We start from the raw sequence: 24101 nt of genomic DNA, 5'->3' as shown, positions 1-24101 counted from the left end.
CTCAAGGAACGGACGCTTCCTTCGGTCCCGTATCACCGGGGCCCTCCGGGCGCTTCCCTTCATTTACTTCTTTTGTCTCGCTGTCTTGCGTTTCCAACTCTATCAGACACTTTCCAGTGCCTGACTCCCGGTCGAAGCGGGCCGTGCAGTCTTGCTTTCCAGGTTCTTCGCTTTCGCGTTTTCCCTTTCCGGCGAATCCGACTCTATCAGATCCTTTCGGGCCTGATCCCCAGTCAGCGGGGCTTGTCCTCCCAGCCGTTGGGCCGTTCCGACGAGTGAGACATTAGCGGATTCCCGGCCCCCGACGCTAATCGGGGTCCGTTCCTTCGAACGCGGATTCCTCATTTCGCGAATGCGCACGAAAAAGCACGCGACACGGAGTCGCTGCTGGTCGTGGTCACTGCGGAATGGCTGTCCGGGGACCGACCGGGGTCGGCACTCACGTCGGACAACTCGGAGCACACTACGGACGTGCCGGGGGCCTGTCAACCCCCGGCCGGGGGCGTGGGTCAGCCGTTGCCGGAGGCCAGTTCGCGGCTACGGTCGCGGGCGGCTTCGAGGGCGGCGATGAGGGCGGCCCGTACGCCGTGGTTCTCCAGCTCGCGGATGGCGCTGATCGTGGTGCCGGCGGGGCTGGTGACGGCCTCGCGGAGCTTGACCGGGTGTTCGCCGCTGTCCCGGAGCATCACCGCGGCGCCGATGGCCGCCTGGACGATGAGGTCGTGTGCCTGGGCGCGGGGCAGACCGAGCAGGATGCCCGCGTCGGTCATGGCCTCGACCAGGAAGTAGAAGTAGGCGGGGCCGGAGCCGGAGAGGGCGGTGGCCGCGTCCTGCTGGGACTCCGGGACGCGCAGCGTCTTGCCGACGCCGCCGAAGATCTCCTCGGTGGTGGTGAGGTGCGCGCCGGTGGCGTGGCTGCCGGCCGAGATGACGGACATGCCCTCGTCCACCAGGACCGGGGTGTTGGGCATGACCCTGACTACCGGGGTGCCCTGCGTGAGGCGCTCCTCGATGAACGTGGTCGTGATGCCGGCGGCCGCGCTGATGACCAGGCGGTCGGCGGTGACGTGCGGGGCCAGTTCGTCCAGGAGCTTGCCCATGTCCTGCGGCTTGACCGCGAGGATGAGGATGTCGGCGTTCTTGGCCGCCTCCGCGTTGGTGACGGACTCGACTCCGTACCGCGTGTGCAGTTCCTCGGCCCGTTCGCTGCGGCGTGTGGTCACCAGGAGGTCGGCCGGTCGCCAGCCTGCCCGGATCATGCCGCTGAGGAGGGCCTCGCCGATCTTTCCCGTGCCGAGGACTGCGACTGTCTGGGTCATGCGTTCACCCTCCGGGCGGTGCTGGGGTCGGGATGCGTCGGTGCGCAGCCGTCGTCTTCCCGTCATCCTCGCACCGGGGTTCCGGAGGGTGCGGTGGCGTCTCACGGCGTGCGGCGGCGGAGGGTGATCGCGCCCAGGCAGAGGACCAGGAGCGCGCTGCCCGCGACGACCGCGATGTCCCGGAGGAAGGCGCCGGTGAGGTCGGCGTGGTGGAGGACCTGGTTCATGCCGTCGACGGCGTACGACATCGGCAGGACGTTCGAGATCGCCTCCAGGACCGGGTGCATCCGGTCGCGCGGGATGAACAGGCCGCAGAGCAGGAGCTGCGGGAAGATCACCGCCGGCATGAACTGGACGGCCTGGAACTCGGAGGCGGCGAACGCCGAGACGAAGAGGCCGAGCGCCGTGCCGAGCAGGGCGTCCAGCAGCGCGATCAGGAGCAGCAGCCACGGTGAGCCGGTGACGTCCAGGCCGAGCAGCCAGACGGAGACCGCGGTGGCCAGGGCCGACTGGACGACGGCGACCGCGCCGAACGCGAGGGCGTACCCGGCGATCAGATCGCCCTTGCCGAGCGGGAGGGCGAGGAGGCGCTCCAAGGTGCCCGAGGTGCGTTCGCGCAGGGTGGCGATCGAGGTCACCAGGAACATCGTGATCAGCGGGAAGATGCCGAGGAGCGAGGCGCCGATCGAGTCGAACGTTCCGGGTGCGCCGTCGAAGACGTAACGGAGCAGCGTGATCATCGCTACCGGGACGATCAGGAGGAGTGCGACCGTGCGCGGGTCGTGGTGGAGCTGGCGCAGGACCCGGGCGGCGGTGGCTGTCGTACGGGAGTAGGTGAGCGGGCCGGTGGTGGTCGCCGTCATGGCTGCGGCTCCTTCCCCTGGGTGGCTGCCGCCTCGTCGACCAGGTGGAGGAAGGCCGCCTCCACCGTCCCGGTGCCGGTGCGGGTGCGGAGGGCCTCGGGGGTGTCCTCGGCGAGGATGCGGCCCTCGCGCATGAGGAGGAGGCGGTGGCAGCGTTCGGCCTCGTCCATGACGTGGGACGAGATGAGGAGCGTGGCGCCCCGGTCGGCGGCGAGGCGGTGGAAGAGGTCCCACAGGTCGCGGCGGAGTACCGGGTCCAGGCCGACCGTGGGTTCGTCCAGGACCAGCAGGTCGGGCGTGGAGAGCAGGGCCACCGCCAGGGAGACGCGGCTGCGCTGGCCGCCGGAGAGTGTGGCGGCGAGCGCGTCGGCGTGGGTGGTGAGGTCCACCTCCGCGATGGCCCGGGTGACCGCGGCCCGGCGGGTGGCCCGGTTCGTGCGGCCGGGGTGGAGGACGGCGGCGAAGTGGTCCAGGTTCTGCCGGACGGTGAGGTCCGTGTAGACGGAGGGGGCCTGGGTGACGTACCCGATGCGCGGGCGGAGGGCCGGGGCGCCGGCGGGGTGGCCGAGGACGGTGAGCGTGCCCGTCACCTTGGCCTGGGTGCCGGCGACCGCGCGCATCAGGGTGGTCTTGCCGCAGCCGGAGGGGCCGAGGAGGCCGGTGATGGTGCCGGGTTCGAGGGTGAAGCCGAGGCCGCGCAGGACGGTGCGGGTGCCGCGTACGACGGTGAGGCCGTGGGCCCGCACGGCTGGGGCGGGGGGTGGCCGGTTCCTTCCGGCGTCGTTATTCATCATGTGATGAATTAGAGAGCTGGGAGGTCCCTTCGTCAAGAGGGTGTGGTGGGTGGCGGCCGCGTCAGCGGCGCTTGGGGCGCTTGCGGGCCGCCGGGTTGCCCGTGCGGGTCGAGCGGCGCTTCTCGAACTGCGTGCGGGCGGTCTCGTACTCCGTACGGCGCAGCTTCTCGCCCGGGGCCTCGATGAGCGAGCGGACGAAGTAGGCGAGGAGCGAGCCGATGAAACCGATCGACTTCAGGCCGCGCAGGGCGTCCTCGCGGGCCGGGTCCTTGGGGCGGGCGCCGAAGGACTCCCAGGTCTTGCGGAACGCGACGGCGCTGCAGATCGCGAACATCACGATCACCAGCATGCCGACCAGGCTGCCGACCTCCGCGATCTGCAGGCCCTGGAAGGCGAAGCGCAGGACGAAGCAGGCGGCCACGGCGGCGGCGAGCGAGCCGGCCGCGACGCCGGTGCGCCGCAGCGCGTAGCCGCCGTCGTGGTCGACCCAGGTCGTCCCGAAGAAGCGGATGGGCTCGGGCCGCGGGCCGGGCGGGGTGGCCTGGGGCGTGCCGGAGGTTGTGGGGGTGCCGGAGGCTTTCGGGGTGCCGGGTGCTCGGCTGTTCTCGCTGTTCTCGCTGTTCTCGCTGTTCTCGCTGTTCTCGCTCACGGGGTCGATTATCCCCGGGCCGGGGCCGGTCCCGTGAGCGAGCGGCTCGGCGGGCCGGTCAGTCGCAGCGCGGAGCGACGTAACCGTCGCTGCCCGTGTAGACGTAGGTGTCCGAGATGAACTGGCCGTTGGCGATGTTGCACCAGAGGTTGGACGTGCCGTACGGGCCGGTGACCCGCTCCCCCGGCTTCTGGCAGTAGATCGGGACGCTCATCCCGACCGGGAGCGTCCGCACGATCCGGTAGCTGGTGCCGGGGCCGGTGCGGACGTTGACCCGGTAGCCGGGGGCGATCGGGTACTTGTGGGTCGACGAGGTCGCCGCCGTGGTGCTGGTGGTGGTGGTTTCGTCCGGTGCCGTGGCGGGCTTCGCCGCCTGGTCCGTGGCCTGCTCGTCAACGCCCATGAGGGCCTCCCCCGTTGAGAAACGATGCGTACGAAGCCGTACGACGCGCAGGCTAACAACCCCCACGCCGCTCGCACGCACCATCGACTAGGCTCCGTGCGTCGCGCTTGCGCATCAACACACGGGGGTGGGCGATGCCGCCGCTGCCAGGGGCCGGAGCGCATCCGGAAGCGGAGTTTCCGGAATACGCGGGTACCTACCGTCTTGAGGCATGTCTCGGCTCGGGCGGCATGGGCGTCGTCCACCTGGCCCGGTCCGCCTCCGGGCTCCAGCTCGCGGTGAAGGTGGTGCACCGACCGTACGCGGCGGACCCCGAGTTCAGGGCCCGGTTCCGGCAGGAGGTGGCGGCCGCGCGGCGGGTCAGCGGGGCGTTCACCGCGCCGGTCGTGGACGCCGACCCGGAGGCCGTACGACCGTGGATGGCGACCCTGTACGTGCCCGGCCCGACCCTCGCCGAGCAGGTCAAGCGGAACGGCCCGCTGGCCCCCGCCGAGCTGCGCAGGCTGACCGCCGGACTGGCCGAGGCGCTGCGGGACATCCACCGGGCCGGTGTCATCCACCGCGACCTGAAGCCGAGCAACGTGCTGCTCTCCGACGCGGGCCCGAAGGTCATCGACTTCGGCATCTCGCGCCCGTACGACAGTGATCTGCGCACCGAGACCGGCAAGCTGATCGGCTCGCCGCCCTACATGGCGCCGGAGCAGTTCCAGCGGCCGCGTGAGGTGGGGCCGGCCGCCGATGTGTTCGCGCTGGGGGCGGTGCTGGTCCATGCGGCGACGGGGCGGGGGCCGTTCGACTCGGACAGCCCGTACATCGTGGCGTACCAGGTCGTGCACGACGAGGCGGATCTGAGCGGGGTGCCGGAGGATCTCGCGGAGCTGGTCGGGCGCTGCCTGGCGAAGGACCCGGCTCAGCGGCCGACGCCGGACGAGGTGATGGCGGAGTTGCGGCCGCCTTCGTACGAGGCGGCCGCGTTCATACCGGCTCAGCGGCGGGTGGGGCCGGGGATCGTGGGGGCCGGTGCCGGTGAGCGGCAAGGGGCCGAGGACGCCACGCATGTGCGCGGGGCGGCCGTGGCGGCTCGGCGGGGGCGGGGGCGGCTGGTGGTGGCCGCAGCGCTGCTTCTGGTGGTGGCGGGGGTGGGCGCCGGGGGGTTCGCGGTGTGGGGTGGTGGCGGGGGCGGCGACGGTGGGGCCGCGGAGGCGCCGGAGCGGAGGGAGGCCGCCGCGTTTTCGCCGTGGAGCACCACGTTGCGGGCCTCCGGGAGCGCGACGCCTGTCTGCGCCTCCGCCGGGGTCGGCGCGGCGCTGTACTGCGCGGTGGACGGGACCGGGACCGCGCGGATCGACCCCGCGAACGGGCGCGTGCTCTGGTCGGACCGGAACACCGCGCTCCGCGGGGCCTCGGCGCCGGTCGTCTCGGGCGGGGTCGTGCTGTCGGCCGGTCCGGACGGGAAGCTGCGCGCGTACGACCCGGTGAAGGGCGTTCCCGTACGGGATACCGGCCTCTCCGCGAGTCCCGGCTCCGCGTTCTTTGCCGGCTCCACGCTGCTGGTCGTCGCGGACGGCGGCACGGTCACGGCACTGGACGGCGCGAGCGGGGTGGAGCGGTGGAAGTGGGCGCCGGCGGAGCACGTACGGCCCGACTTCGGGCTGTACGACGAGGCGTCCGGTCTCGCGTACGCCTTCGAGCACGCGGCGGACGGCGCCTCGACCCTGGTCACCGCCGTGGACGCGGGCAGCGGCCGGGCGGCGTGGCAGCGGCGGCTGGACGGGGTGCTCACGCCGGTCGCCACCGCCGGGGCCGGGGAGCTGGTCCTGACGGAGATGAACGCGGAGATGCAGACGGTGGGGCTGGTGCGGTACGCGCCCGGGAAGCGGGAGGCCGTCCGGATCGCGCTGCCCTTCCGGCTGGAGGAGCCGCAGGTGGTGATGGGCGGGGACGCGGCGTACCTGCTGGCGCGGGGCGGGTCGCTGCTGGCGGTGGACACGGGGGCGCCGGCGGGTGGGGACGCGGAGTTGTGGCGGCTGGAGACCGGGGTGGGGCGGGCGTCCGCGCCGGTGCTCGGGGAGGGCGGGCAGCTGTACTTCTCGGCGGCGGACGGGCGGCTGCTGGCCGTCGACACGGAGCGGGGTGCCCTGGTGGGGCAGACGCGGGCGCGGCTGAGCGAGGGGAAGCTGAGGTACGCGTCGGACCTGCCGGCGCCGGTGACGGCGGGGCGGGTGGTGGTGGGGACGGCACCGGACGGGTCGGTGTTCGCGGTGGATGGGGCGGGGGCGGAGGGTTGGTAGCGGTGGGGTGAGCGGGGGTGGGGGCCGGGGGCCCGCGCGGGTGCATCCGGGGCTCCGCCCCCGACCCCGCCCCTCAAGCGCCGGAGGGGCTGGGAAGGTCAGCCGGAGAGTCTGGGGAAAGGGCCCCGGAAAGGCACCACCCGAGACGTCGGAAGGGCTGGAAACCGGGGCTCCCCCTGGAAAGGTCAGCTCAGCTTCGAGACGTCCCTGACCGCGCCCCTGTCCGCGCTCGTGGCCATCGCCGCGTAGGCGCGCAGGGCCGCAGACACCTTGCGGTCGCGGGCCTTCGGGGCGTACACGCCGTTCAGGGCCTCTCGGCGGGTGGACAGGACCGCGTCGTCGACCAGCAGCTCGATCGAGCGGTTCGGGATGTCGATGCGGATGCGGTCGCCGTCCTCCACCAGGGCGATCGTGCCGCCGGAGGCCGCCTCGGGTGAGGCGTGGCCGATGGAGAGGCCCGATGTGCCGCCGGAAAAGCGGCCGTCGGTGACCAGGGCGCAGACCTTGCCCAGGCCCCGGCCCTTGAGGAAGGACGTCGGGTAGAGCATCTCCTGCATGCCGGGACCGCCGCGCGGGCCCTCGTAACGGATGACGACGACGTCTCCGGGCTTGATCTCCTTGCGGAGGATCTTGTCGACGGCCTCGTCCTGCGACTCGCAGACGACCGCCGGGCCCTCGAAGGTCCAGATCGACTCGTCGACGCCGGCCGTCTTCACGACGCAGCCGTCCACGGCCAGGTTGCCCTTGAGGACGGCGAGGCCGCCGTCCTTGGAGTACGCGTGCTCGACATCGCGGATGCAGCCGCCCGCCGCGTCCAGGTCGAGCGTGTCCCACCGCTCGGACTGGGAGAAGGCGGTGGCCGAGCGGACGCAGCCGGGGGCCGCGTGCCACAGCTCGACGGCCTCCGGGGACGGGGAGCCGCCGCGCACGTCCCAGTTCTTCAGCCACTCGGCGAGGGTGTCGGAGTGCACGGAGTGGACGTCCTCGTTGAGGTGGCCACCGCGGTGCAGCTCGCCGAGGAGGGCCGGGATGCCGCCGGCGCGGTGGACGTCCTCCATGTAGTACGTACCGCCCGGAGCGACGTTCGGCGCGACCTTGGACAGGCACGGGACGCGGCGCGACACCTCGTTGATGTCGTCCAGGTCGTAGTCCAGCTCGGCCTCCTGCGCGGCGGCCAGCAGGTGCAGGATCGTGTTGGTCGAGCCGCCCATCGCGATGTCCAGCGCCATGGCGTTGTCGAACGCGGCGCGGGTGCCGATGGAGCGCGGCAGGACCGTGGCGTCGTCCTGCTCGTAGTACCGCTTGGTGATCTCGACGACCGTGCGGCCGGCGTCCTCGTACAGCGCCTTGCGGGCGGTGTGGGTGGCGAGGACCGAGCCGTTGCCGGGGAGGGAGAGTCCGAGGACCTCGGTCAGGCAGTTCATCGAGTTGGCGGTGAACATGCCGGAACAGCTGCCACAGGTCGGGCAGGCGTTCTCCTCGATACGGAGGATGTCCTCGTCCGAGACCGACTCGTCGACCGCGTCGCTGATCGCGTTGACCAGGTCGAGTTTTCGCACCGTGCCGTCGACGAGGGTGGCCTTGCCGGCCTCCATCGGGCCGCCGGAGACGAAGACGGTCGGGATGTTGAGGCGCATGGCGGCCATCAGCATGCCCGGCGTGATCTTGTCGCAGTTGGAGATGCAGATCAGCGCGTCCGCGCAGTGCGCCTCGACCATGTACTCGACGGAGTCGGCGATCAGGTCGCGCGAGGGCAGGCTGTAGAGCATGCCGCCGTGGCCCATCGCGATGCCGTCGTCCACCGCGATGGTGTTGAACTCGCGCGCCACCGCGCCCGCCGCCTGGATCGCCTCGGAGACGATCCGGCCGACCGGCGCGAGGTGGGTGTGGCCGGGGACGAACTCGGTGAACGAGTTGGCGACCGCGATGATCGGCTTGCCGATGTCCGCGCTCGCTACGCCCGACGCGCGCATAAGGGCGCGCGCGCCCGCCATGTTGCGTCCGTGGGTGACCGTGCGGGACCTCAGCTGGGGCATCGTCGCTCGCTCCTTCGGCAGGGGGCCTGCCTCCGACTCCGACAGATAAGAAAAGACTGCCTTCGAGCGTACGCCCCGGATCCAAGATCTGGACAGGCTGTCCGGAATGCGGGATGCGATGGCCGGTACGTGGGCACGCGCCGTGTGCAGGCGCCGTGTGCCGTCAGCTCTCCGTCAAGTATCGCTGGAGCGTCGGCGCCACCATGGCGACGATGTCCTCCGGGTCCGCCGAGGCGAGCGGCTCGGCCCGGATCACGTACCGCAGCATCGCGATGCCGATCATGTGCGAGGCGGCCAGCTCCGCGCGGAACGTGGCGTCGGGGACGTCGAGGTCCGCGGCGATCCGCTCCAGCAGCCGCCGCAGGACGAAGCCGCGCAGCACCTTGGCCGCCGCCTCGTGGGTGAGCGCCGAGCGCAGGATCGCCAGGAGCGGGGCGCGGGTGGCCGGGTTCTCCCATACGGAGAGGAAGTAGCGGGCCAGCCGCTCGCCGAGGCCCTCCGGCGGGCCGCCGAGGACCGAGGTGATGACCAGGGCCGGTTCGAAGGAGAGCTCGACGGCGGCCGCGAAGACCTCGTCCTTCGTACCGAAGTAGTGGTGGACGAGGGCCGCGTCGACCCCGGCCGCCTTGGCGACCTGGCGGATGGAGGTCTTGTCGTAGCCGCGCTCGGCGAACTCGGTACGGGCCGCCTGGAGGATGCGCGTACGGGCGTCGGGGCCTTCGGCGGCGGCCTTGCGGGAGGGGCGGCCCCGGCGCCGCGGGGCGGGCGCGTCCTCGGTCACGGGCGGTCCGGGGTCGGGGAGGCCGGGCGCGGGCGCCGGTGGTCCTCGGTCACGGGCGGCTGGGTCCGGGGGCCGGGTCGGTGGTGGCGGCCGAGGCGAGGTGGAGGCGGGTGAACGCCAGGGCCTCGGCGAGGTCGGCCTCGCGTTCGGCGGAGGACATCGCCCGCCGGGTGTTGACCTCGATGACGACATGGCCGTCGAACGACGTACGGGCGAGGCGCTCCAGCAGCTCCGCGCACGGCTGGTCGCCGCGGCCCGGCACCAGGTGCTCGTCCTTGGCCGACCCCTTGCCGTCGGCGAGGTGGACGTGCGCGAGCCGGTCGCCCATCCGGTCCACCATGGCGAGGCTGTCGGTGCGGGCGGTCGCGGTGTGCGAGAGGTCGACCGTGAAGTGCCGGTAGTCGTCGTTGGTGACGTCCCAGTCGGGGGCGTACGCGAGCATCTCGCGGTCCCGGTACCGCCACGGGTACATGTTCTCGACGGCGAACCGGACGTCCGTCTCGTCCGCCATCCGCCAGATCCCGGTCACGAAGTCCTTGGCGTAGTTGCGCTGCCACCGGAACGGCGGGTGCACCACGACCGTGGAGGCGCCGAGCTTCTCGGCGGCGGCGCGGGCCCGCTGGAGCTTGACCCACGGGTCGGTGGACCAGACGCGCTGGGTGATCAGCAGGCAGGGCGCGTGGACCGCCAGGATCGGGACCTGGTGGTAGTCGGAGAGCCGGCGCAGGGCCTCGACGTCCTGGCTGACGGGGTCGGTCCAGACCATGACCTCGACGCCGTCGTACCCGAGGCGCGCCGCGATCTCGAAGGCCGTCGCGGTGGACTCGGGGTAGACCGAGGCCGTTGACAGGGCGACCTTCGCATCGGGGATGCGCACCACTGGTTCTGCCACCTGGACAGCGTACGGGCACCGGTGCGCGGCGCCGAGGGGCCCTGGCGGAAAGTGATCAGGGCCATGGTTCGGTGACCTTACGTGACCGGTGCTGAGCGTCGCGTACCGCCGTGCGTCCACCGCCGTAGGGCCTACGCGTACGTCCACCGCCCTAAGTCAGCCGGGCAGCGCGGCCCGTTCCACCGGGAGGTGGTCCAGGCGGCGCAGGATGACGCCCTCGCGCAGCGCCCACGGGCAGATCTCCAGCTCCTCCACGCCGAACAGGTCCATCGCCCCCTCCGCCACCAGTGCTCCGGCGAGCAGCTGCGCTGCCCGGCCCTCGGAGACGCCGGGCAGCCGGCCGCGCTCCTCGACGGTCATCGACGCGAGCTTGGGGACCCACTCCTCCAGGGCGCTGCGGCTGAGGCGGCGCTGGACGTAGAGCCCCTCGGCGGAGCGGGCGGCGCCGGCGATCCGGGCGAGCTGCTTGAACGTCTTGGAGGTGGCGACGACGTGGTCCGGCCGCCCGGCCCGGCTGAACTCGCCGACCGTCCGCGCGATGCTGGCCCGCACATGCCGGCGCAACGCCTTGACCTGCTCCGGATCGGCCGGGTCCGCCGTGAGCCAGGCGCCGGTGAGGCGGCCCGCGCCGAGCGGCAGGGAGACGGCGATGTCCGGCTCCTCGTCGATCCCGAAGGCGATCTCCAGCGAGCCGCCCCCGATGTCCAGCATCAGCAGCTTCCCGGCCGACCAGCCGAACCAGCGGCGGGCGGCCAGGAAGGTCAGCCGGGCCTCCTCCACGCCGCTGAGGACGGCGAGGTCGACACCGGTCTCGACCCGTACGCGCTCCAGGACCTCGTCCGCGTTGGTCGCCTCGCGCACGGCGGAGGTGGCGAACGGCAGCACGTCCTCGCACCCCTTGTCCTCGGCCGCCTGGACCGCCCCGGCGATCGTCGCCACCAGCCGGTCCACGCCGAGCGGGCCGATCGCACCGGTCTCGTCGAGCAGTTCGGCGAGCCGGAGCTCGGCCTTGTGCGAGTGGGCGGGCAGCGGGCGGGCGCCGGGGTGGGCGTCGACCACCAACAGGTGAACGGTGTTCGATCCCACGTCGAGGACTCCGAGTCTCATAGGGGAACGCTACTGCGCCATCGGACTTACGCTGTCCGCGTGCCAAAGACGAAAAAGGCTAAGCAGGACAAAGCCACGAAGAAACCGAAGTCGAACAAGCAGGCGTCACAGCCGGAGGCGAACGGACCGGACCCGTCCGACGAGAAGGGCCTCGACTTCGCGCGGGCCTGGGTGGAGTTTCCCGATCCGGCCGACGACGAGCAGGTCTTCCGCTGCGATCTGACCTGGCTGACCTCCCGTTGGACCTGCATCTTCGGCAGCGGCTGCCAGGGCATCCAGGCGGGCCGCGCCGACGACGGCTGCTGCACGCTGGGCGCGCACTTCTCCGACGAGGACGACGAGAAGCGGGTCGCCGAGAACGTGGCGCGGCTCACCCCCGAGCTGTGGCAGTTCCACGACGTCGGTACGGAGACGGGCTGGGTCGACGTCGACGAGGACGGCGAGCGGCAGACGCGCCGCTGGGAGGGGTCCTGCATCTTCCAGAACCGGCCGGGGTTCGCCGCCGGTGCGGGCTGCTCGCTGCACATCCTGGCGCTGCGCGAGGGCAAGGAGCCGCTGGAGACCAAGCCGGACGTGTGCTGGCAGCTGCCGGTACGGCGGACGTACGACTGGATCGACCGGCCCGACGACACCCGGGTGCTCCAGGTGACGATCGGCGAGTACGACCGGCGGGGCTGGGGTCCTGGCGGGCACGACCTGCACTGGTGGTGCACCTCGGCGACCTCGGCGCACGGGGCCGGGGAGCCGGTGTACGTGAGCTACCGGCCGGAGCTGGTCGAGCTGATGGGCAAGGAGGGGTACGACCGGCTGGTCGAGCTGTGCGAGGAGCGGCTGTCCTCGCTGCTGCCGATGGCGCCGCATCCGGCGGACCCTCCGGTGACCGGTAAGTAGCTCTCAGGAGCCGTCACTCCGTCGGGCCCGGTTCGCTGGGGCCGGAGTCCGTCGGGGGCTGGTCCGTGGGGTCCGGGTCGGGCGGGTCCGTGGGGTCGGTCGGGGCGGGGTCGGTGGGGGTGGGGTCCGTGGGGGCCGGATCGGTGGGGGTCGGGCCCGGATCGGTCGGGCCGGGGTCGGTGGAGCTCGGGCCCGGATCGGTGGGGGTCGGGTCGGTCGGGGTCGGGTCGGTCGGGCGTGGGCCGGTTCCGTCGGTGGGGTCCGGGGTGCCGGGGGCGGGTCGCGTCGGGTCCGGGGTGCTGCCGGTGGGCGGGGCGGTGGCGCCGTGACCGTCGATGATCACCGCTGAGCCGGACGGGTCCAGCGCGATACGGGCCCGCCACGGGCCGCGCGGGGCCGCCGCGTGGTCGACCGCGACCGTGACGGTGGTGGACTTCCCGGCCGCGAGCGTGCCCGCCGTACGGTTCAGGCGCAGCCAGCGGGCGTCCGTGGCGGCCGTCCAGTCGACCGGGCCGCGGGCCGAGGCGGTCAGCGTGATCGTGGTGAGCGCGCCGGAGGTCCGGGCGGTGACGGTCAGGCGGCCCGCGCTCTCGCGGTCGCCGCCGGTGGAGACCACCTCGGCCGTGACGTCCGGCGAGTGGACGCCGCGCCGGTCGCCGGGGCGGGCGTTGCCGGTCTTCTCGTACGACGTTCCGGGGTCGTCGCTGTGCTCCTCCGCGCCCTCGAGCTCGGTGGCGGTGACCTTGGAGCCGTCATGGCCCTCGCCGGTGAGCGGGGCGCCCCGGTACGCGGCCCACAGCGCGATCACCGGGGCGGCGACCACGGTGGCGACCACCGTCGTCGTCACGACCCGGGCGCGCAGCCGGTCCCGGCGGGCGGCATGGTCCTTGGGGTCGAGCGGGTAGCCGGTGCGGCCGAAGCGGGGGCCGCCGGAGCGGGTGCGGCGGGCCTGGGCCAGGGCGACGTGGACGGAGGGGCGCGGGGCTTCGACGAGCGGCAGGCGGGCGGTGACCGGGGCGACGGTGGCGCCGGGCCAGGGTCCGGCCGCGTCGACCCGTTCGGCGGCGCGGCGGCAGCGCGGGCAGTCGTCGACGTGGCGGACCAGCTCGCGGCGGAGGGCGGCGGAGAGGAGCACCTGGTGGTCGCCGGTGAGCCCGGCGACGGTGGGGCAGCCGGCGGTCTCCACGACGGCGAGCGCGGCCCGGGTGCGCTCGACCTCGCAGGCCGCCGCCGCCAGCAGCTCCCGCGCGGTGACCGGCGCCAGGCCGAGTACGGAGGCGACGGCGCTGGGCGTGAGCCGGTGGCGTACGGCCAGTTCGAGCGCTTCGCGCTGCTCCGGGGTGGTGCCGGCGGCCTCGGGCCAGGCGAGCGTGGCGAGCTCCCGGCGGCGGGCCTCGGCGGCCGGGGACTCGGCGGGGGCGGGGGCGGCGGCGTCCTCGGGGGTGGCGGGCGCGTCCTCGCCGGGCGCGTTCTCCTGGCCCTTGGCGGTGGTCGGCGCCGGAGCGGGCCTGCGGTGGGCCTGGCGTCCGCGTCCGCGTCCGCGTTCGGTGAGGGTGCGCAGGCAGGTCCAGCGGGCCAGGGCGTAGAGCCAGGATCGATGTTCCTCCTCGGCCTCGGGGCACCGGGCTCCGTGCCGCTCCGCGATCGCCAGGACGGCACCGAGCGCCTCGGTCGCCGCGTCGTGGTCGCAGAGCACGGAGAGGCAGTAGGTGAACAGGCCGTCGAGGTGCGGCTCGTGACGAGCGGCCGGCCGCTGGGTGGAGGCGTGCGGTGCTCGCCGGTGCGCCCCGTGTGCGCCGGTGGTGTGCGTGGGGGCCTGGATCCTGCTGCTCGTCACCCGGTGACCGTAGACAGAGGAGTACGTGCGCTTGGCGCCCCTTGAGCACATTTAACCCTTACGGGTGAACGTATCCCGTGAAATCACGGGTTCCGCGGCCCGGGGATCACGGAATCCATGCGGAGTGCTTCCGTGCGCCCTGCGTGCGGCGGCACCACCTCGCGCCCCCGTGCGGCGGGCGTTGTCAGACCCCACCTATACGGTGACGCCATGGCTGCCCGTACGAAATCCGCGAAGGACCGGCCGTCCTACCGCTGCACCGAATGCGGCTGGACCACCGCCAAATGGCTCGGCCGTTGCCCCGAGTGCCAGGCGTGGGGGACGGTCGAGGAGTTCGGCGGCGCCCCCGCCGTGCGCACCACCGCGGCCGGCCGGGTCTCCACCGCCGCGCTGCCGATCGGCCAGGTCGACAGCCGCCAGGCCACCGCGCGGTCCACCGGCGTCGGTGAGCTGGACCGGGTGCTCGGCGGCGGGCTCGTGCCGGGGGCCGTCGTGCTGCTGGCGGGCGAGCCGGGCGTCGGCAAGTCGACGCTGCTGCTGGACGTGGCGGCCAAGGCGGCGAGCGACGACCACCGCACGCTCTATGTGACCGCCGAGGAGTCCGCGAGCCAGGTCCGGCTGCGGGCCGACCGGATCAAGGCGATCAACGACCACCTCTACCTCGCGGCGGAGACCGACCTGTCGGCCGTGCTCGGGCATCTGGACGCGGTGAAGCCCTCGCTGCTGATCCTGGACTCGGTGCAGACGGTCGCCTCGCCGGAGATCGACGGCGCGCCCGGCGGGATGGCCCAGGTCCGGGAGGTGGCCGGGGCGCTGATCCGGGCCTCCAAGGAGCGCGGGATGGCCACGCTGCTCGTCGGCCATGTCACGAAGGACGGCGCGATCGCCGGGCCCCGGCTGCTGGAGCACCTGGTCGACGTGGTGCTCTCCTTCGAGGGCGACCGGCACGCCCGGCTGCGCCTGGTGCGCGGCGTCAAGAACCGATACGGGGCGACCGACGAGGTCGGCTGCTTCGAGCTGCACGACGAGGGCATCACCGGCCTCGCCGACCCTTCGGGCCTCTTCCTGACCCGGCGCGACGTGGCGGTGCCGGGCACGTGTCTGACGGTGACGCTGGAGGGCAAGCGGCCGCTGGTCGCCGAGGTGCAGGCGCTCACGGTCGACTCGCAGATCCCTTCGCCGCGGCGCACCACCTCCGGTCTGGAGACCTCCCGGGTCTCGATGATGCTCGCCGTTCTGGAGCAGCGCGGCCGGATCAGCGCGCTCGGCAAGCGGGACATCTACAGCGCGACGGTCGGCGGTGTGAAGCTCACAGAGCCGGCGGCCGATCTGGCGATCGCACTCGCGCTGGCCAGCGCCGCCAGCGACACCCCGCTCCCGAAGAACCTGGTCGCGATCGGTGAGGTGGGTCTCGCGGGCGAGGTCAGACGGGTCACCGGCGTCCAGCGGAGACTGGCCGAGGCACACCGTCTCGGCTTCACCCACGCCTTGGTCCCGACCGACCCGGGACGGGTTCCTTCGGGTATGAAGGTCACAGAAGTCGCCGACATGGGGGATGCTCTGCGGGTCCTCCCGCGCCGGTCTCGTCAGGAGGCGCCGCAGCCTCGTCAGGAAGACAACGCGCGCCGGTAGACTTTGCCCTGGTCTCGCCCGCCCGTGGACACGGCACGGGGGACGCCGGGGCACCGCGAACCTGTCGACCGGAGGAGTGCAGTGGCAGCCAACGACCGGGCGACAACGCCCGGAAAGTCCGGCCAAGGCACCGGTAACGAGGCGCTGATGCGCGCCTCGCTGAGCGCGGTCGCGCCCGGAATGGCCTTGCGGGACGGCCTGGAGCGCATTCTCCGGGGCAACACCGGCGGGCTGATCGTGCTGGGCATGGACAAGACCGTCGAGTCGATGTGCACCGGCGGGTTCGTGCTGGACGTGGAGTTCACCGCGACCCGGCTGCGCGAGCTGTGCAAGCTCGACGGGGCGCTGATCCTCGACAAGGACATGACCAAGATCCTGCGGGCCGGTGTGCAGCTGGTGCCGGACGCCTCGATCCACACGGAGGAGACGGGGACCCGTCACCGGACGGCGGACCGGGTCTCCAAGGCGTGCGGCTTCCCCGTCGTCTCGGTCTCCCAGTCCATGCGGCTGATCGCGCTGTACGTGGACGGGGAGCGGCGGGTCCTGGAGGAGTCCTCCGCGATCCTGTCCCGGGCCAATCAGGCGCTCGCCACGCTGGAGCGGTACAAGCTCCGCCTGGACGAGGTGGCCGGCACGCTCTCCGCGCTGGAGATCGAGGACCTGGTCACCGTCCGGGACGTGACGGCGGTGGCGCAGCGGCTGGAGATGGTGCGGCGGATCGCGACGGAGATCGCGGAGTACGTGGTCGAGCTCGGCACCGACGGCCGGCTCCTCTCGCTCCAGCTGGACGAGCTGATCGCGGGCGTGGAGCCGGAGCGGGAGCTGGTGGTCCGGGACTATGTGCCCGAACCGACGGCGAAACGGTCGCGCACGGTGGCGGAGGCGCTGACGGAGCTGGACGCGCTGAGTCACACGGAGCTGCTGGAGCTGCCGGTGGTGGCGCGGGCCCTGGGGTACAGCGGCTCGCCGGAGACGCTGGACTCGGCGGTGTCGCCGCGGGGCTTCCGCCTGCTGGCGAAGGTGCCGAGGCTTCCTGGGACGATCATCGAGCGGCTGGTGGAGCACTTCGGGGGCCTGCAGAAGCTTCTTGCCGCGAGCGTGGACGATCTCCAGACGGTGGACGGGGTGGGCGAGGCCCGGGCCCGCAGCGTTCGCGAGGGGCTGTCGCGGCTGGCGGAGTCGTCGATCCTGGAGCGGTACGTCTGAGCCGGCCGCACCGACGCTGTGGCCGCACCCATCCAGCCTGTCCGGCGCGCCTCTCGGCCTGTCCGGCGGATGGCGGCCGCACCCATTCAGCCCGTCCGGCGTTCGGGGACGGAAGCCTGGGCGGGGCGGGCGGTGCGCATGGGCCGGCCCTGGGCCGGGAGGGCGAGGCCTTCCACGGGGACCGTTCCGTCCTCGCACGCCGGACGGGCCGGGAGGCGCGCCCGGTGCGGGCTTGAGGGGCCCCGGACGGGCCGGGAGTGCGGCTAGTCCTTCTTCAGGACGAAGGAGGCCGGGCGGATCTTCGTGCCGGTGGTCTCCGCCTCCAGGAGGTACGTGCCGGGCGCGGCCTTGCCGGGCGGCGGCGTGGCGCAGTCGGGCGCCGAGCGGACCCGGTTCCAGTCCACCGTGTGCACGATCGTCGCCCCTGCCGGGACCTGGAGGAACAGCGGGCCCGGAGCCGCGGGGCAGTCCTTCGAGGACCAGATCACGTCGTCGTTCTCCGCGCTCGCCTCGGTGACCGTGAGCACCACGTTCTTCGGCCCGAGGTCGGCCTTGCAGGCGGCCGACGAGGTGTTGCGGGCGATGATCTCGAACTTGGGCCGGTCGTCGGGGCCGTAACTGACCTTCGTGCGCAGGGTCAACTCCAGCCCGCCGGGCTTGCATGCGGGGAGCGGGGAGTTGGCCGGGACCTGCTGGCCGGTCGTGGAGCCGCCGGAGCCCGAGCCACCTGAGCCCGCACCGGCCGTGTCCGCGCCGCCTGTTGACGTACCGTCGGATCCCGCACCGCCGCCGGAGCCCGCACCCGCGTCACCGCCGGAGCCACCGGAGCCGCCGGTGCCACCGGATCCGCTCCCGCCGCCGGAGTCCTCCGAGCCGTCCGACTCGTCGCGGCCGCCCGGCTGTTGGCTGATCGCCGGGCCGGAGCTGCCGGGTCCCGGGGTGATCGACTCGACCGGGTCGGAGCCGCCGGGCTTGCCGTCGTCCTGGGTGCCGCCTCCTCCGGTGGTGGTCACCGCCCAGGCGATCAGCACCGCGAGCAGCGCAACCAGAAGCCCCGCTACCGCCCTTCGGCGCCAGTAGATGCTGGAGGGAAGCGGACCGACCGGATTGCGCATAGATCCCACGCGCCAAACTGTACGAGAGATCGCGGCCGTCTCAGGCCCCACCCGCCGCTCCGGTCACAAGTTTTGCCGATCATCATCAAGTTTTCCCGATGATCATCACGGTGGCCGGTCGCGGACCCGGTCACAGGGGACAGAACGGGTGGCGTTCTCACCCGCCGGGACCGCCGTGCGGCCCGACACCCCCGCGTCCGCGACACCGCTCCCGGCTTCCGTGCCAGGATCGTCAGTGCCATGACTGCCATGACTTCGACTTCCCCCCAGACGCCCTCCGCCGCCGCCTCCCTCCACACCCCCGTCATCGGGTGGTTCGAGCAGCACGCCCGCGACCTTCCCTGGCGCCGCCCCGAAGCGGGCGCCTGGGGGGTGATGGTCAGCGAGTTCATGCTCCAGCAGACCCCGGTGAGCCGGGTCCTCCCGGTGTACGAACAGTGGCTCGCCCGCTGGCCCCGCCCCGCCGACCTGGCCGCCGAGGCGCCCGGGGAAGCGGTCCGCGCCTGGGGCCGGCTCGGCTACCCGCGCCGCGCGCTGCGGCTGCACGGGGCCGCGCAGGCGATAACGGAACGGCACGGCGGTGACGTACCGAGCGAGCACGGCCAGCTGCTGGCGCTGCCCGGGATCGGCGAGTACACGGCGGCGGCCGTGGCCTCGTTCGCGTACGGACAGCGCCACGCGGTGCTCGACACGAACGTCCGCCGGGTGTTCGCCCGCGCCGCGAACGGCATCCAGTACCCGCCGAACGCGACCACCGCCGCCGAACGCAAGCTGGCCCGCGCCCTGCTCCCGGACGAGGACGAGCGCGCGGCCCGGTGGGCGGCGGCCACGATGGAGCTCGGCGCGCTCGTGTGCACCGCGCGCAACGAGAGCTGTGAGCGGTGCCCGATCGCCTCGCAGTGCGCGTGGCGGCTGGCCGGGAAGCCCGCGCACGAAGGGCCGCCGCGCAAGGGCCAGACGTACGCGGGGACCGACCGGCAGGTGCGGGGCCGGCTGCTCGCGGTGTTGCGGGACGCGCTCACTCCCGTACCCCAGGCCGCTCTGGACGCGGTGTGGGAGGAGCCGGTGCAGCGGGCCCGGGCACTGGACGGACTGGTGGCCGACGGGCTGGTCGAACCGCTGGCGGACGGCCGGTACCGGCTGCCGCTGACGTAGGCGGCCCCTGGCACCTCGCCCGGCGCTGTTACACAACCGATGGACAGCCGTGCGTCGGCGTACGGCTGCTCCGCACAACCTCGTGACAACGCCTCCGTAGCGTCTCCGACAGCGGTACACGGGGATTCACGGGGACGGAGGCGGTTGTGATGGCGCAGGGCGAGGTGCTCGCATTCGAGGACTACGTACGCACACGGCAGGAGGCGCTGCTGCGCAGCGCACGGCGCCTGGTCCCCGATCCCGTCGACGCCCAGGACCTTCTCCAGACCGCGCTGGTGCGGACGTACGGCCGCTGGGACGGCATCGCCGACAAGTCCCTGGCCGACGCCTACCTCCGCCGCGTCATGATCAACACCCGTACGGAGTGGTGGCGGGCGCGCAAGCTCGACGAGGTGCCCACCGAGCAGCTGCCCGACGCGAGCGTCGACGACGGCAGTGAGCAGCGCGCGGACCGCGCCCTGCTGATGGACATCCTCGGGATCCTGGCTCCGAAGCAGCGCAGCGTGGTCGTGCTGCGACACTGGGAGCAGATGAGTACGGAGGAGACGGCGGCGGCGCTCGGCATGTCGGTCGGTACGGTCAAGAGCACCCTGCACCGGGCGCTGGCGCGGCTGCGGCAGGAGCTGGAGAGCCGGGAGCTGACGAGCCGCGAGGCGGTCGCCCGGGAGACCGGGGGACGACGGGAGACCGGTGGCCACCGAGAGGCCGAGGCCCGGCGGGAGGCGATGAGCGCCAGGGCGGCCGGGGGTGCCCCGGAAGCCGGGAGCGCCCGGACGTCCGGGAACCAGCGGCGGGCCGGGAGCGTCCCGGAGACCGGGAACGCGCGGCGGAACGGAACCGTCCGCAGCGCGGCGCCCGCCGCCACCGGCCGGGTCCCGGCCCAGCGGACGAGGGCCACCGCCCCTTCGGCGGCCACCGCCTCCACCACGGTGGCGGTCACCTCGGTCACGGCGGCGCGGGGACACACGGCGGCGCTCCGCGACGGGCGTCACGACGAGCGGGGGCGGGAGCGGTGCGCGGCCTGACAGCCAGCAGCGACGACAGCGGCAGGAGCGGCAGCGGAAACGGCGGAGACAGCCGGACCGGCGCCGACGACGGGGGCGCCTCCGGGAGACCCCGCCGGAACCGCGGGTTCCGGGCAGGTGTGGCGGCGAGTGGTACGGCCCTGGCCGGACTCGCCGCCTTCGGCCTGTTCTGCGTCGGCTGCGGCACCGGCGGCACCGGCACCCGCGACGAGGGCCCCGCCGGCAGCCAGCCCGTCGCCCAGGTCTCGCCCCGGCCCACCATCTCCGGCACGGCCCCGCCCACCCGGCGCGTCGACGTCGTGGCCCTCCTCAAGGGCGACCCGACCGTCAGCGAGCGGGTCCGGGAAGGGCTCCAGCCCTGCGCCGGCAAGGCCTACCCGGTCGACACCTCGTACGGCAGGATGACCGGCGGCCCGTCCACCGACGTCGTGGTCAACGTGATGAGCTGCGCCGACTCCGTCGGAATGGGCACGTACGTCTACCGGGCCCGCGAGGACGGCTCGTACGAGAACGTCTTCATGGCCGAGGTGCCGGCCGTCTACGGAACCATCGACCGCGGCGACCTCGTGGTGACCACGCAGATCTACGGATCGAAGGACCCGCTCGCCTATCCGTCCGGCTCCGAGGTGGTCACCTACCGTTGGGCCGACGAGCGCTTCACCGAGCACGACCGGGTGCACAACGACTTCAGCCGTGCCGTCGACGACGGCGGCGACATCGAGGCGCCCACGCAGGCGGAACCGGTGGAACCGGCCGACCCGAGCGGGAACTGAAAGCGAGACGCAACGTCCATGGCCGAGACCCACGTCCTCTTCGTCGAGGACGACGATGTCATCCGTGAGGCCACCCAGCTCGCTCTGGAGCGGGTCGGCTTCACGGTCACCGCGATGCCCGACGGGCTCTCCGGCCTGGAGGCCTTCCGCGCCGACCGGCCGGACATCGCGCTGCTCGACGTGATGGTGCCGGGGCTCGACGGCGTGAGCCTGTGCCGCCGCATCCGGGACGAGTCGACCGTACCGGTGATCATGCTCTCCGCGCGGGCCGACTCCATCGACGTGGTGCTCGGCCTGGAGGCCGGCGCGGACGACTACGTCACCAAGCCGTTCGACGGCGCGGTCCTGGTCGCCCGCATCCGGGCCGTGCTGCGCCGCTTCGGCCACGCGGCCGGGCCGGAGGGCGGCCAGGGCCAGAGCGGTACGGAAGGGGAGGCCGAGGGGTTCGGCGGGGTGCTGGTCTTCGGCGACCTGGAGGTCGACACGGACGGCATGGAGGTGCGGCGCGGCGGTGAGCAGGTGGCGCTGACGCCGACCGAGATGCGGCTGCTGCTGGAGTTCTCCTCCGCGCCCGGCACCGTACTCTCCCGCGACAAGCTCCTGGAACGGGTCTGGGACTACGGCTGGGGCGGCGACACCCGGGTCGTGGACGTCCATGTCCAGCGGCTGCGCACCAAGATCGGCCAGGACCGGATCGAGACGGTCCGCGGCTTCGGCTACAAGCTGCGCGGATGAGCCGGCTACAGGGGAAGCGGCCGGTGACAGGCGGATGAAACGACTGGCGCTGCGGACCGGTGTCCGCTGGAAGATCAGCATCGCCATCGCCGCGGTCGGCGCGCTCATCGCGGTGGCGCTGAGCCTCGTCGTCCACAACGCGGCCCGCGTCTCGATGATCGAGAACGCCCGCGAGGTGCAGCTGGAGCGGCTGCTCGGCGCGCAGCGGTTCTACGAGGCGACGAGCATGCAGAAGAACGGGCCGAAGTTCGGCGCGAAGCTCAACGATCCCGCCATCCCGCCGAGCCTGCGCGACGAGGTCCGCAAGAACCGGCGCGCCACGCACGTCACGGAGACCGCCGACGGCGTGCCCGACGTCTGGGCGGCCGTTCCGCTGGCCAACGGGGACGTGCTCTCGCTGCACACCCGGTTCGCGGACCGCTCCGCCACGATCATGGACGACCTGGACCGGGCGCTGATCATCGGATCGGTCTCCGTCGTCTTCGGCGGCTGCGCGCTCGGCGTCCTCATCGGCGGCCAGCTCTCGCGCCGGCTGCGCAAGGCGGCGGCCGCGGCGGGCCGGGTCGCCGAGGGCCACACCGACGTACGGGTCCGGGAGGCGGTCGGCGGGGTCGTCCGGGACGAGACGGACGAGCTGGCGCGGGCGGTCGACGCGCTGACCGACGCGCTGAACGAGCGGATCGAGGCGGAGCGCCGGGTCACCGCGGACATCGCCCATGAGCTGCGTACGCCGGTGACCGGGCTGCTCACGGCGGCCGAGCTGCTGCCGCCGGGCCGCCCGACCGAGCTGGTACGGGACCGGGCCCAGGCGATGCGGACGCTGGTCGAGGACGTGCTGGAGGTGGCCCGGCTGGACAGCGCGTCGGAGCGGGCCGAACTCCAGGAGCTGCCGCTCGGGGAGTTCGTCAGCCGGCGGATCGCTCTGCTGGACCCGGACGTGACCGTGCGGGTGGTGCACGAGTCCTGGGTCTCCACCGACCCGCGCCGCCTGGAGCGCATCCTCGGCAACCTCCTCGGCAACGCCGCCAAGCACGGCTCCACCCCGGTGGAGGTCACGGTGGAGGGCCGGGTGGTACGGGTCCGGGACCACGGTCCGGGGTTCCCGGAGGAGCTGCTGCGGGACGGGCCGAGCCGGTTCCGTACGGGCTCGATGGACCGGGCCGGCCACGGACACGGGCTCGGCCTGACGATCGCGGCGGGCCAGGCGCGGGTGCTGGGGGCCCGGCTGACCTTCCGGAACGCGGGGCCGGTGGGTGCGGCGGAGGGCACGGGCGGGGCGATCGCGGTGCTGTGGCTGCCGGAACACGCGCCGACGGCGACGGGCAGCTTCCCGATGCTGAGGACGGCGGACGAGCGGCAGCCGCAAGGGTGAGGTTCCCGGGATCCACCGGGTACGACGCCGACGGCGACCCCGAGGAGTGAGCCGTGAGGCTGTCCTCGACGTCGCCGTCGGTCGGGTGACCCGGGCGCACGCCCCGGGTACCGGGGTGTAACGGGTCCACTGAACTCTCTTCGGTTGTGCTGCGCGGCCGCCGGGTCTCTCCGGCAGGTCCGCGCGGTTACGCCGGCCGGATCAGATGGAGACGTGCACCGAGCGGAGGAACGCGGCCGGGTTGAGCGCCGAGCCGTAGTTCGGGCTGGTGCGGATCTCGAAGTGCAGGTGCGGGCCGCTGGAGTTGCCGGTGTTGCCGGACAGGGCGATCTTCTCGCCCGTCTTGACCTTCTCGCCGATCTTCACGTTGATCTTCGACAGGTGCGCGTACTGCGAGTACTTGCCGTTGGAGTGCTTGATCACGATGGCGTTGCCGTACGCGGGACCGTCGCCGCCGCCGTTCGGGCCGGCCTTCACGATGGTGCCGGTGTGGGCGGCGGTGACCGGGGTGCCGACCGGGACGGCGAAGTCCTGGCCGGAGTGCTTGGCGGCCCAGCGGGCGCCACCGGTGCCGTAGCTGGCGCTCAGCGTGTACTTCTTGACCGGGGCCTTCCAGGAGGCGGCGTTCTTCTTGGCCGCCTTCTTCTTGTCCTCGGCCTTCTTCTTCGCGTCGGAGGCCTTCTTGGCCGCCGTCTTCTTGGCCGTCTCGGCGGCCTTGCTCTGCGCGGCCGCCTGCTGGGCGACCGACTCGGCGGCGCTGCCCGCGGCGAGCGGGGCGGCGGCGTCGGCGTTGCCGGCCGCGAACGCCGAGCCTGCACCCAGCACCACGGACGCTCCCAGGCCGGCGGCCAGGACTGCGCCACGGATGCGGGAGGCGGACGGGCGGATGGTGTGCTGGTTCGTTGCGCGCTTCATACGGTGAAGTCCTCCGAAGGTGAGTGGACCCGGCGTGCTGTCCGGGCTTGCTCCACCTTGGTAACCCGCACCCCCGCCGGTGCTCAAACACCCCATCTACGAAGAAAAGCCGTAGAGAAGGGGCTGGGAATTCGTCTCGGTTGTCCCGTTTCGGGAGCCCGCGGCGGGCGACGAAATCCCTCACCCGAATGAGGTTTAAACGCTGTTCTACGGGCACTTTTCTGGACATGGCACCGCGAACGGGCTGTATCGCCCGCCGCGCCGACCCGGCCTGTCTCCGCCGGGCCGAAGGTCCCTCGCCCGGCTTCGG

General features: G+C 72.9%; 21 protein-coding genes. 9 read left to right on the top strand and 12 right to left on the bottom strand.

All coding sequences use genetic code 11. From position 1 onward, the window contains the following. Positions 1-509 precede the first annotated feature (509 nt). The 5 genes from proC to ACIRR8_RS12365 form a co-directional block, all read right to left on the bottom strand. Positions 510-1319, bottom strand: a complete 810-nt coding sequence (gene proC, locus ACIRR8_RS12385; RefSeq protein ID WP_404062509.1) for a pyrroline-5-carboxylate reductase — start codon at positions 1317-1319, stop codon at positions 510-512. A 101-nt stretch (positions 1320-1420) separates the two neighbouring features. Next, positions 1421-2182, bottom strand: coding sequence for an ABC transporter permease (locus ACIRR8_RS12380; protein ID WP_404062506.1), 762 nt, complete (start codon positions 2180-2182; stop codon positions 1421-1423). Further along, positions 2179-2976, bottom strand: coding sequence for an ABC transporter ATP-binding protein (locus ACIRR8_RS12375; protein WP_404062503.1), 798 nt, complete (start codon positions 2974-2976; stop codon positions 2179-2181). Before ACIRR8_RS12375 ends, ACIRR8_RS12380 begins: the two co-directional genes overlap by 4 nt. Positions 2977-3037: 61 nt before the next feature. Then, positions 3038-3625: a hypothetical protein gene (locus tag ACIRR8_RS12370; protein ID WP_404062500.1), complete on the bottom strand. Its 588-nt coding sequence runs from the start codon at positions 3623-3625 to the stop codon at positions 3038-3040. A 58-nt stretch (positions 3626-3683) separates the two neighbouring features. Next, the gene (locus ACIRR8_RS12365) at positions 3684-4028 is read right to left on the bottom strand and encodes an SH3 domain-containing protein (RefSeq protein WP_404062497.1); all 345 of its coding nucleotides are present in this window, start codon (positions 4026-4028) and stop codon (positions 3684-3686) included. Between the two features lie 134 nt (positions 4029-4162). Here ACIRR8_RS12365 and ACIRR8_RS12360 point away from each other — a divergent pair, with 134 nt between their 5' ends. Continuing rightward, complete coding sequence (locus ACIRR8_RS12360) at positions 4163-6319, top strand: protein kinase (RefSeq protein ID WP_404062614.1); 2157 nt, start codon at positions 4163-4165, stop codon at positions 6317-6319. A gap of 185 nt (positions 6320-6504) precedes the next feature. Here ACIRR8_RS12360 and ilvD read toward each other — a convergent pair whose 3' ends face one another. The 4 genes from ilvD to ACIRR8_RS12340 all read right to left on the bottom strand — a co-directional run bounded on the left by ilvD (position 6505) and on the right by ACIRR8_RS12340 (position 11135). Then, complete coding sequence (gene ilvD, locus ACIRR8_RS12355) at positions 6505-8355, bottom strand: dihydroxy-acid dehydratase (RefSeq protein WP_404062494.1); 1851 nt, start codon at positions 8353-8355, stop codon at positions 6505-6507. Positions 8356-8518: 163 nt separating this feature from the next. Next, positions 8519-9136 (bottom strand): TetR family transcriptional regulator, encoded by a 618-nt coding sequence (locus ACIRR8_RS12350; RefSeq protein WP_404062491.1) that lies wholly within the window; start codon positions 9134-9136, stop codon positions 8519-8521. 49 nt (positions 9137-9185) lie between these two features. Then, positions 9186-10016, bottom strand: a complete 831-nt coding sequence (locus tag ACIRR8_RS12345; RefSeq protein WP_404062612.1) for a sugar phosphate isomerase/epimerase family protein — start codon at positions 10014-10016, stop codon at positions 9186-9188. A gap of 168 nt (positions 10017-10184) precedes the next feature. Beyond that, positions 10185-11135, bottom strand: a complete 951-nt coding sequence (locus ACIRR8_RS12340) for a Ppx/GppA family phosphatase (protein WP_404062488.1) — start codon at positions 11133-11135, stop codon at positions 10185-10187. A 39-nt stretch (positions 11136-11174) separates the two neighbouring features. Between ACIRR8_RS12340 and ACIRR8_RS12335 the strand changes: the two genes are divergently transcribed. Then, positions 11175-12026, top strand: coding sequence for a hypothetical protein (locus tag ACIRR8_RS12335; RefSeq protein WP_404062486.1), 852 nt, complete (start codon positions 11175-11177; stop codon positions 12024-12026). A 13-nt stretch (positions 12027-12039) separates the two neighbouring features. On the opposite strand, the gene ACIRR8_RS12330 is transcribed toward ACIRR8_RS12335, so the two are convergent. After that, positions 12040-13914 carry a hypothetical protein gene (locus ACIRR8_RS12330; protein ID WP_404062483.1) on the bottom strand — a complete coding sequence of 625 codons (1875 nt, stop codon included), beginning with the start codon at positions 13912-13914 and terminating at the stop codon, positions 12040-12042. A gap of 159 nt (positions 13915-14073) precedes the next feature. Here ACIRR8_RS12330 and radA point away from each other — a divergent pair, with 159 nt between their 5' ends. Then, the gene (radA, locus tag ACIRR8_RS12325) at positions 14074-15495 is read left to right on the top strand and encodes a DNA repair protein RadA (RefSeq protein WP_404062480.1); all 1422 of its coding nucleotides are present in this window, start codon (positions 14074-14076) and stop codon (positions 15493-15495) included. Between the two features lie 81 nt (positions 15496-15576). Next, a complete protein-coding gene (gene disA / locus ACIRR8_RS12320; RefSeq protein WP_404062477.1) occupies positions 15577-16701 on the top strand; it encodes a DNA integrity scanning diadenylate cyclase DisA in 1125 nt (374 codons plus the stop codon). Positions 16702-16964: 263 nt separating this feature from the next. On the opposite strand, the gene ACIRR8_RS12315 is transcribed toward disA, so the two are convergent. After that, positions 16965-17732, bottom strand: a complete 768-nt coding sequence (locus ACIRR8_RS12315) for a hypothetical protein (RefSeq protein ID WP_404062609.1) — start codon at positions 17730-17732, stop codon at positions 16965-16967. 324 nt (positions 17733-18056) lie between these two features. Here ACIRR8_RS12315 and ACIRR8_RS12310 point away from each other — a divergent pair, with 324 nt between their 5' ends. The 5 genes from ACIRR8_RS12310 to cseC all read left to right on the top strand — a co-directional run bounded on the left by ACIRR8_RS12310 (position 18057) and on the right by cseC (position 22876). Continuing rightward, complete coding sequence (locus ACIRR8_RS12310; RefSeq protein ID WP_404062474.1) at positions 18057-18971, top strand: A/G-specific adenine glycosylase; 915 nt, start codon at positions 18057-18059, stop codon at positions 18969-18971. Positions 18972-19120: 149 nt separating this feature from the next. Continuing rightward, positions 19121-19996: a SigE family RNA polymerase sigma factor gene (locus ACIRR8_RS12305; protein ID WP_404062472.1), complete on the top strand. Its 876-nt coding sequence runs from the start codon at positions 19121-19123 to the stop codon at positions 19994-19996. Positions 19997-20115: 119 nt separating this feature from the next. Next, the gene (locus tag ACIRR8_RS12300) at positions 20116-20769 is read left to right on the top strand and encodes a hypothetical protein (protein ID WP_404062469.1); all 654 of its coding nucleotides are present in this window, start codon (positions 20116-20118) and stop codon (positions 20767-20769) included. 18 nt (positions 20770-20787) lie between these two features. After that, positions 20788-21504, top strand: a complete 717-nt coding sequence (cseB, locus tag ACIRR8_RS12295; protein ID WP_404062467.1) for a two-component system response regulator CseB — start codon at positions 20788-20790, stop codon at positions 21502-21504. Positions 21505-21538: 34 nt separating this feature from the next. Further along, positions 21539-22876 carry a two-component system sensor histidine kinase CseC gene (gene cseC / locus ACIRR8_RS12290; RefSeq protein ID WP_404062464.1) on the top strand — a complete coding sequence of 446 codons (1338 nt, stop codon included), beginning with the start codon at positions 21539-21541 and terminating at the stop codon, positions 22874-22876. A 201-nt stretch (positions 22877-23077) separates the two neighbouring features. On the opposite strand, the gene ACIRR8_RS12285 is transcribed toward cseC, so the two are convergent. Beyond that, positions 23078-23791, bottom strand: coding sequence for a M23 family metallopeptidase (locus ACIRR8_RS12285; protein WP_404062462.1), 714 nt, complete (start codon positions 23789-23791; stop codon positions 23078-23080). Positions 23792-24101 lie beyond the last annotated feature (310 nt).

Origin of the sequence: Streptomyces sp. NPDC101178 (assembly GCF_044767965.1) — a bacterium.
Lineage (GTDB): Bacteria > Actinomycetota > Actinomycetes > Streptomycetales > Streptomycetaceae > Streptomyces.
The sequence above is the reverse complement of the archived record's forward strand: the minus strand, read 5'-3'. Positions and strand labels throughout refer to the sequence as shown.

What these genes read in the sequence shown, in the direction of transcription:
- proC (WP_404062509.1), bottom strand. Translation starts at nt 1,319, where the DNA reads ATGACCCAGACAGTCGCAGTCCTCGGCACGGGAAAGATCGGCGAGGCC.
- ACIRR8_RS12380 (WP_404062506.1), bottom strand. Translation starts at nt 2,182, where the DNA reads ATGACGGCGACCACCACCGGCCCGCTCACCTACTCCCGTACGACAGCC.
- ACIRR8_RS12375 (WP_404062503.1), bottom strand. Translation starts at nt 2,976, where the DNA reads ATGATGAATAACGACGCCGGAAGGAACCGGCCACCCCCCGCCCCAGCC.
- ACIRR8_RS12365 (WP_404062497.1), bottom strand. Translation starts at nt 4,028, where the DNA reads ATGGGCGTTGACGAGCAGGCCACGGACCAGGCGGCGAAGCCCGCCACG.
- ACIRR8_RS12360 (WP_404062614.1), top strand. Translation starts at nt 4,163, where the DNA reads ATGCCGCCGCTGCCAGGGGCCGGAGCGCATCCGGAAGCGGAGTTTCCG.
- ilvD (WP_404062494.1), bottom strand. Translation starts at nt 8,355, where the DNA reads ATGCCCCAGCTGAGGTCCCGCACGGTCACCCACGGACGCAACATGGCG.
- ACIRR8_RS12340 (WP_404062488.1), bottom strand. Translation starts at nt 11,135, where the DNA reads ATGAGACTCGGAGTCCTCGACGTGGGATCGAACACCGTTCACCTGTTG.
- ACIRR8_RS12330 (WP_404062483.1), bottom strand. Translation starts at nt 13,914, where the DNA reads ATGTGCTCAAGGGGCGCCAAGCGCACGTACTCCTCTGTCTACGGTCAC.
- radA (WP_404062480.1), top strand. Translation starts at nt 14,074, where the DNA reads ATGGCTGCCCGTACGAAATCCGCGAAGGACCGGCCGTCCTACCGCTGC.
- ACIRR8_RS12310 (WP_404062474.1), top strand. Translation starts at nt 18,057, where the DNA reads ATGACTGCCATGACTTCGACTTCCCCCCAGACGCCCTCCGCCGCCGCC.
- ACIRR8_RS12305 (WP_404062472.1), top strand. Translation starts at nt 19,121, where the DNA reads ATGGCGCAGGGCGAGGTGCTCGCATTCGAGGACTACGTACGCACACGG.
- cseB (WP_404062467.1), top strand. Translation starts at nt 20,788, where the DNA reads ATGGCCGAGACCCACGTCCTCTTCGTCGAGGACGACGATGTCATCCGT.
- cseC (WP_404062464.1), top strand. Translation starts at nt 21,539, where the DNA reads ATGAAACGACTGGCGCTGCGGACCGGTGTCCGCTGGAAGATCAGCATC.
- ACIRR8_RS12285 (WP_404062462.1), bottom strand. Translation starts at nt 23,791, where the DNA reads ATGAAGCGCGCAACGAACCAGCACACCATCCGCCCGTCCGCCTCCCGC.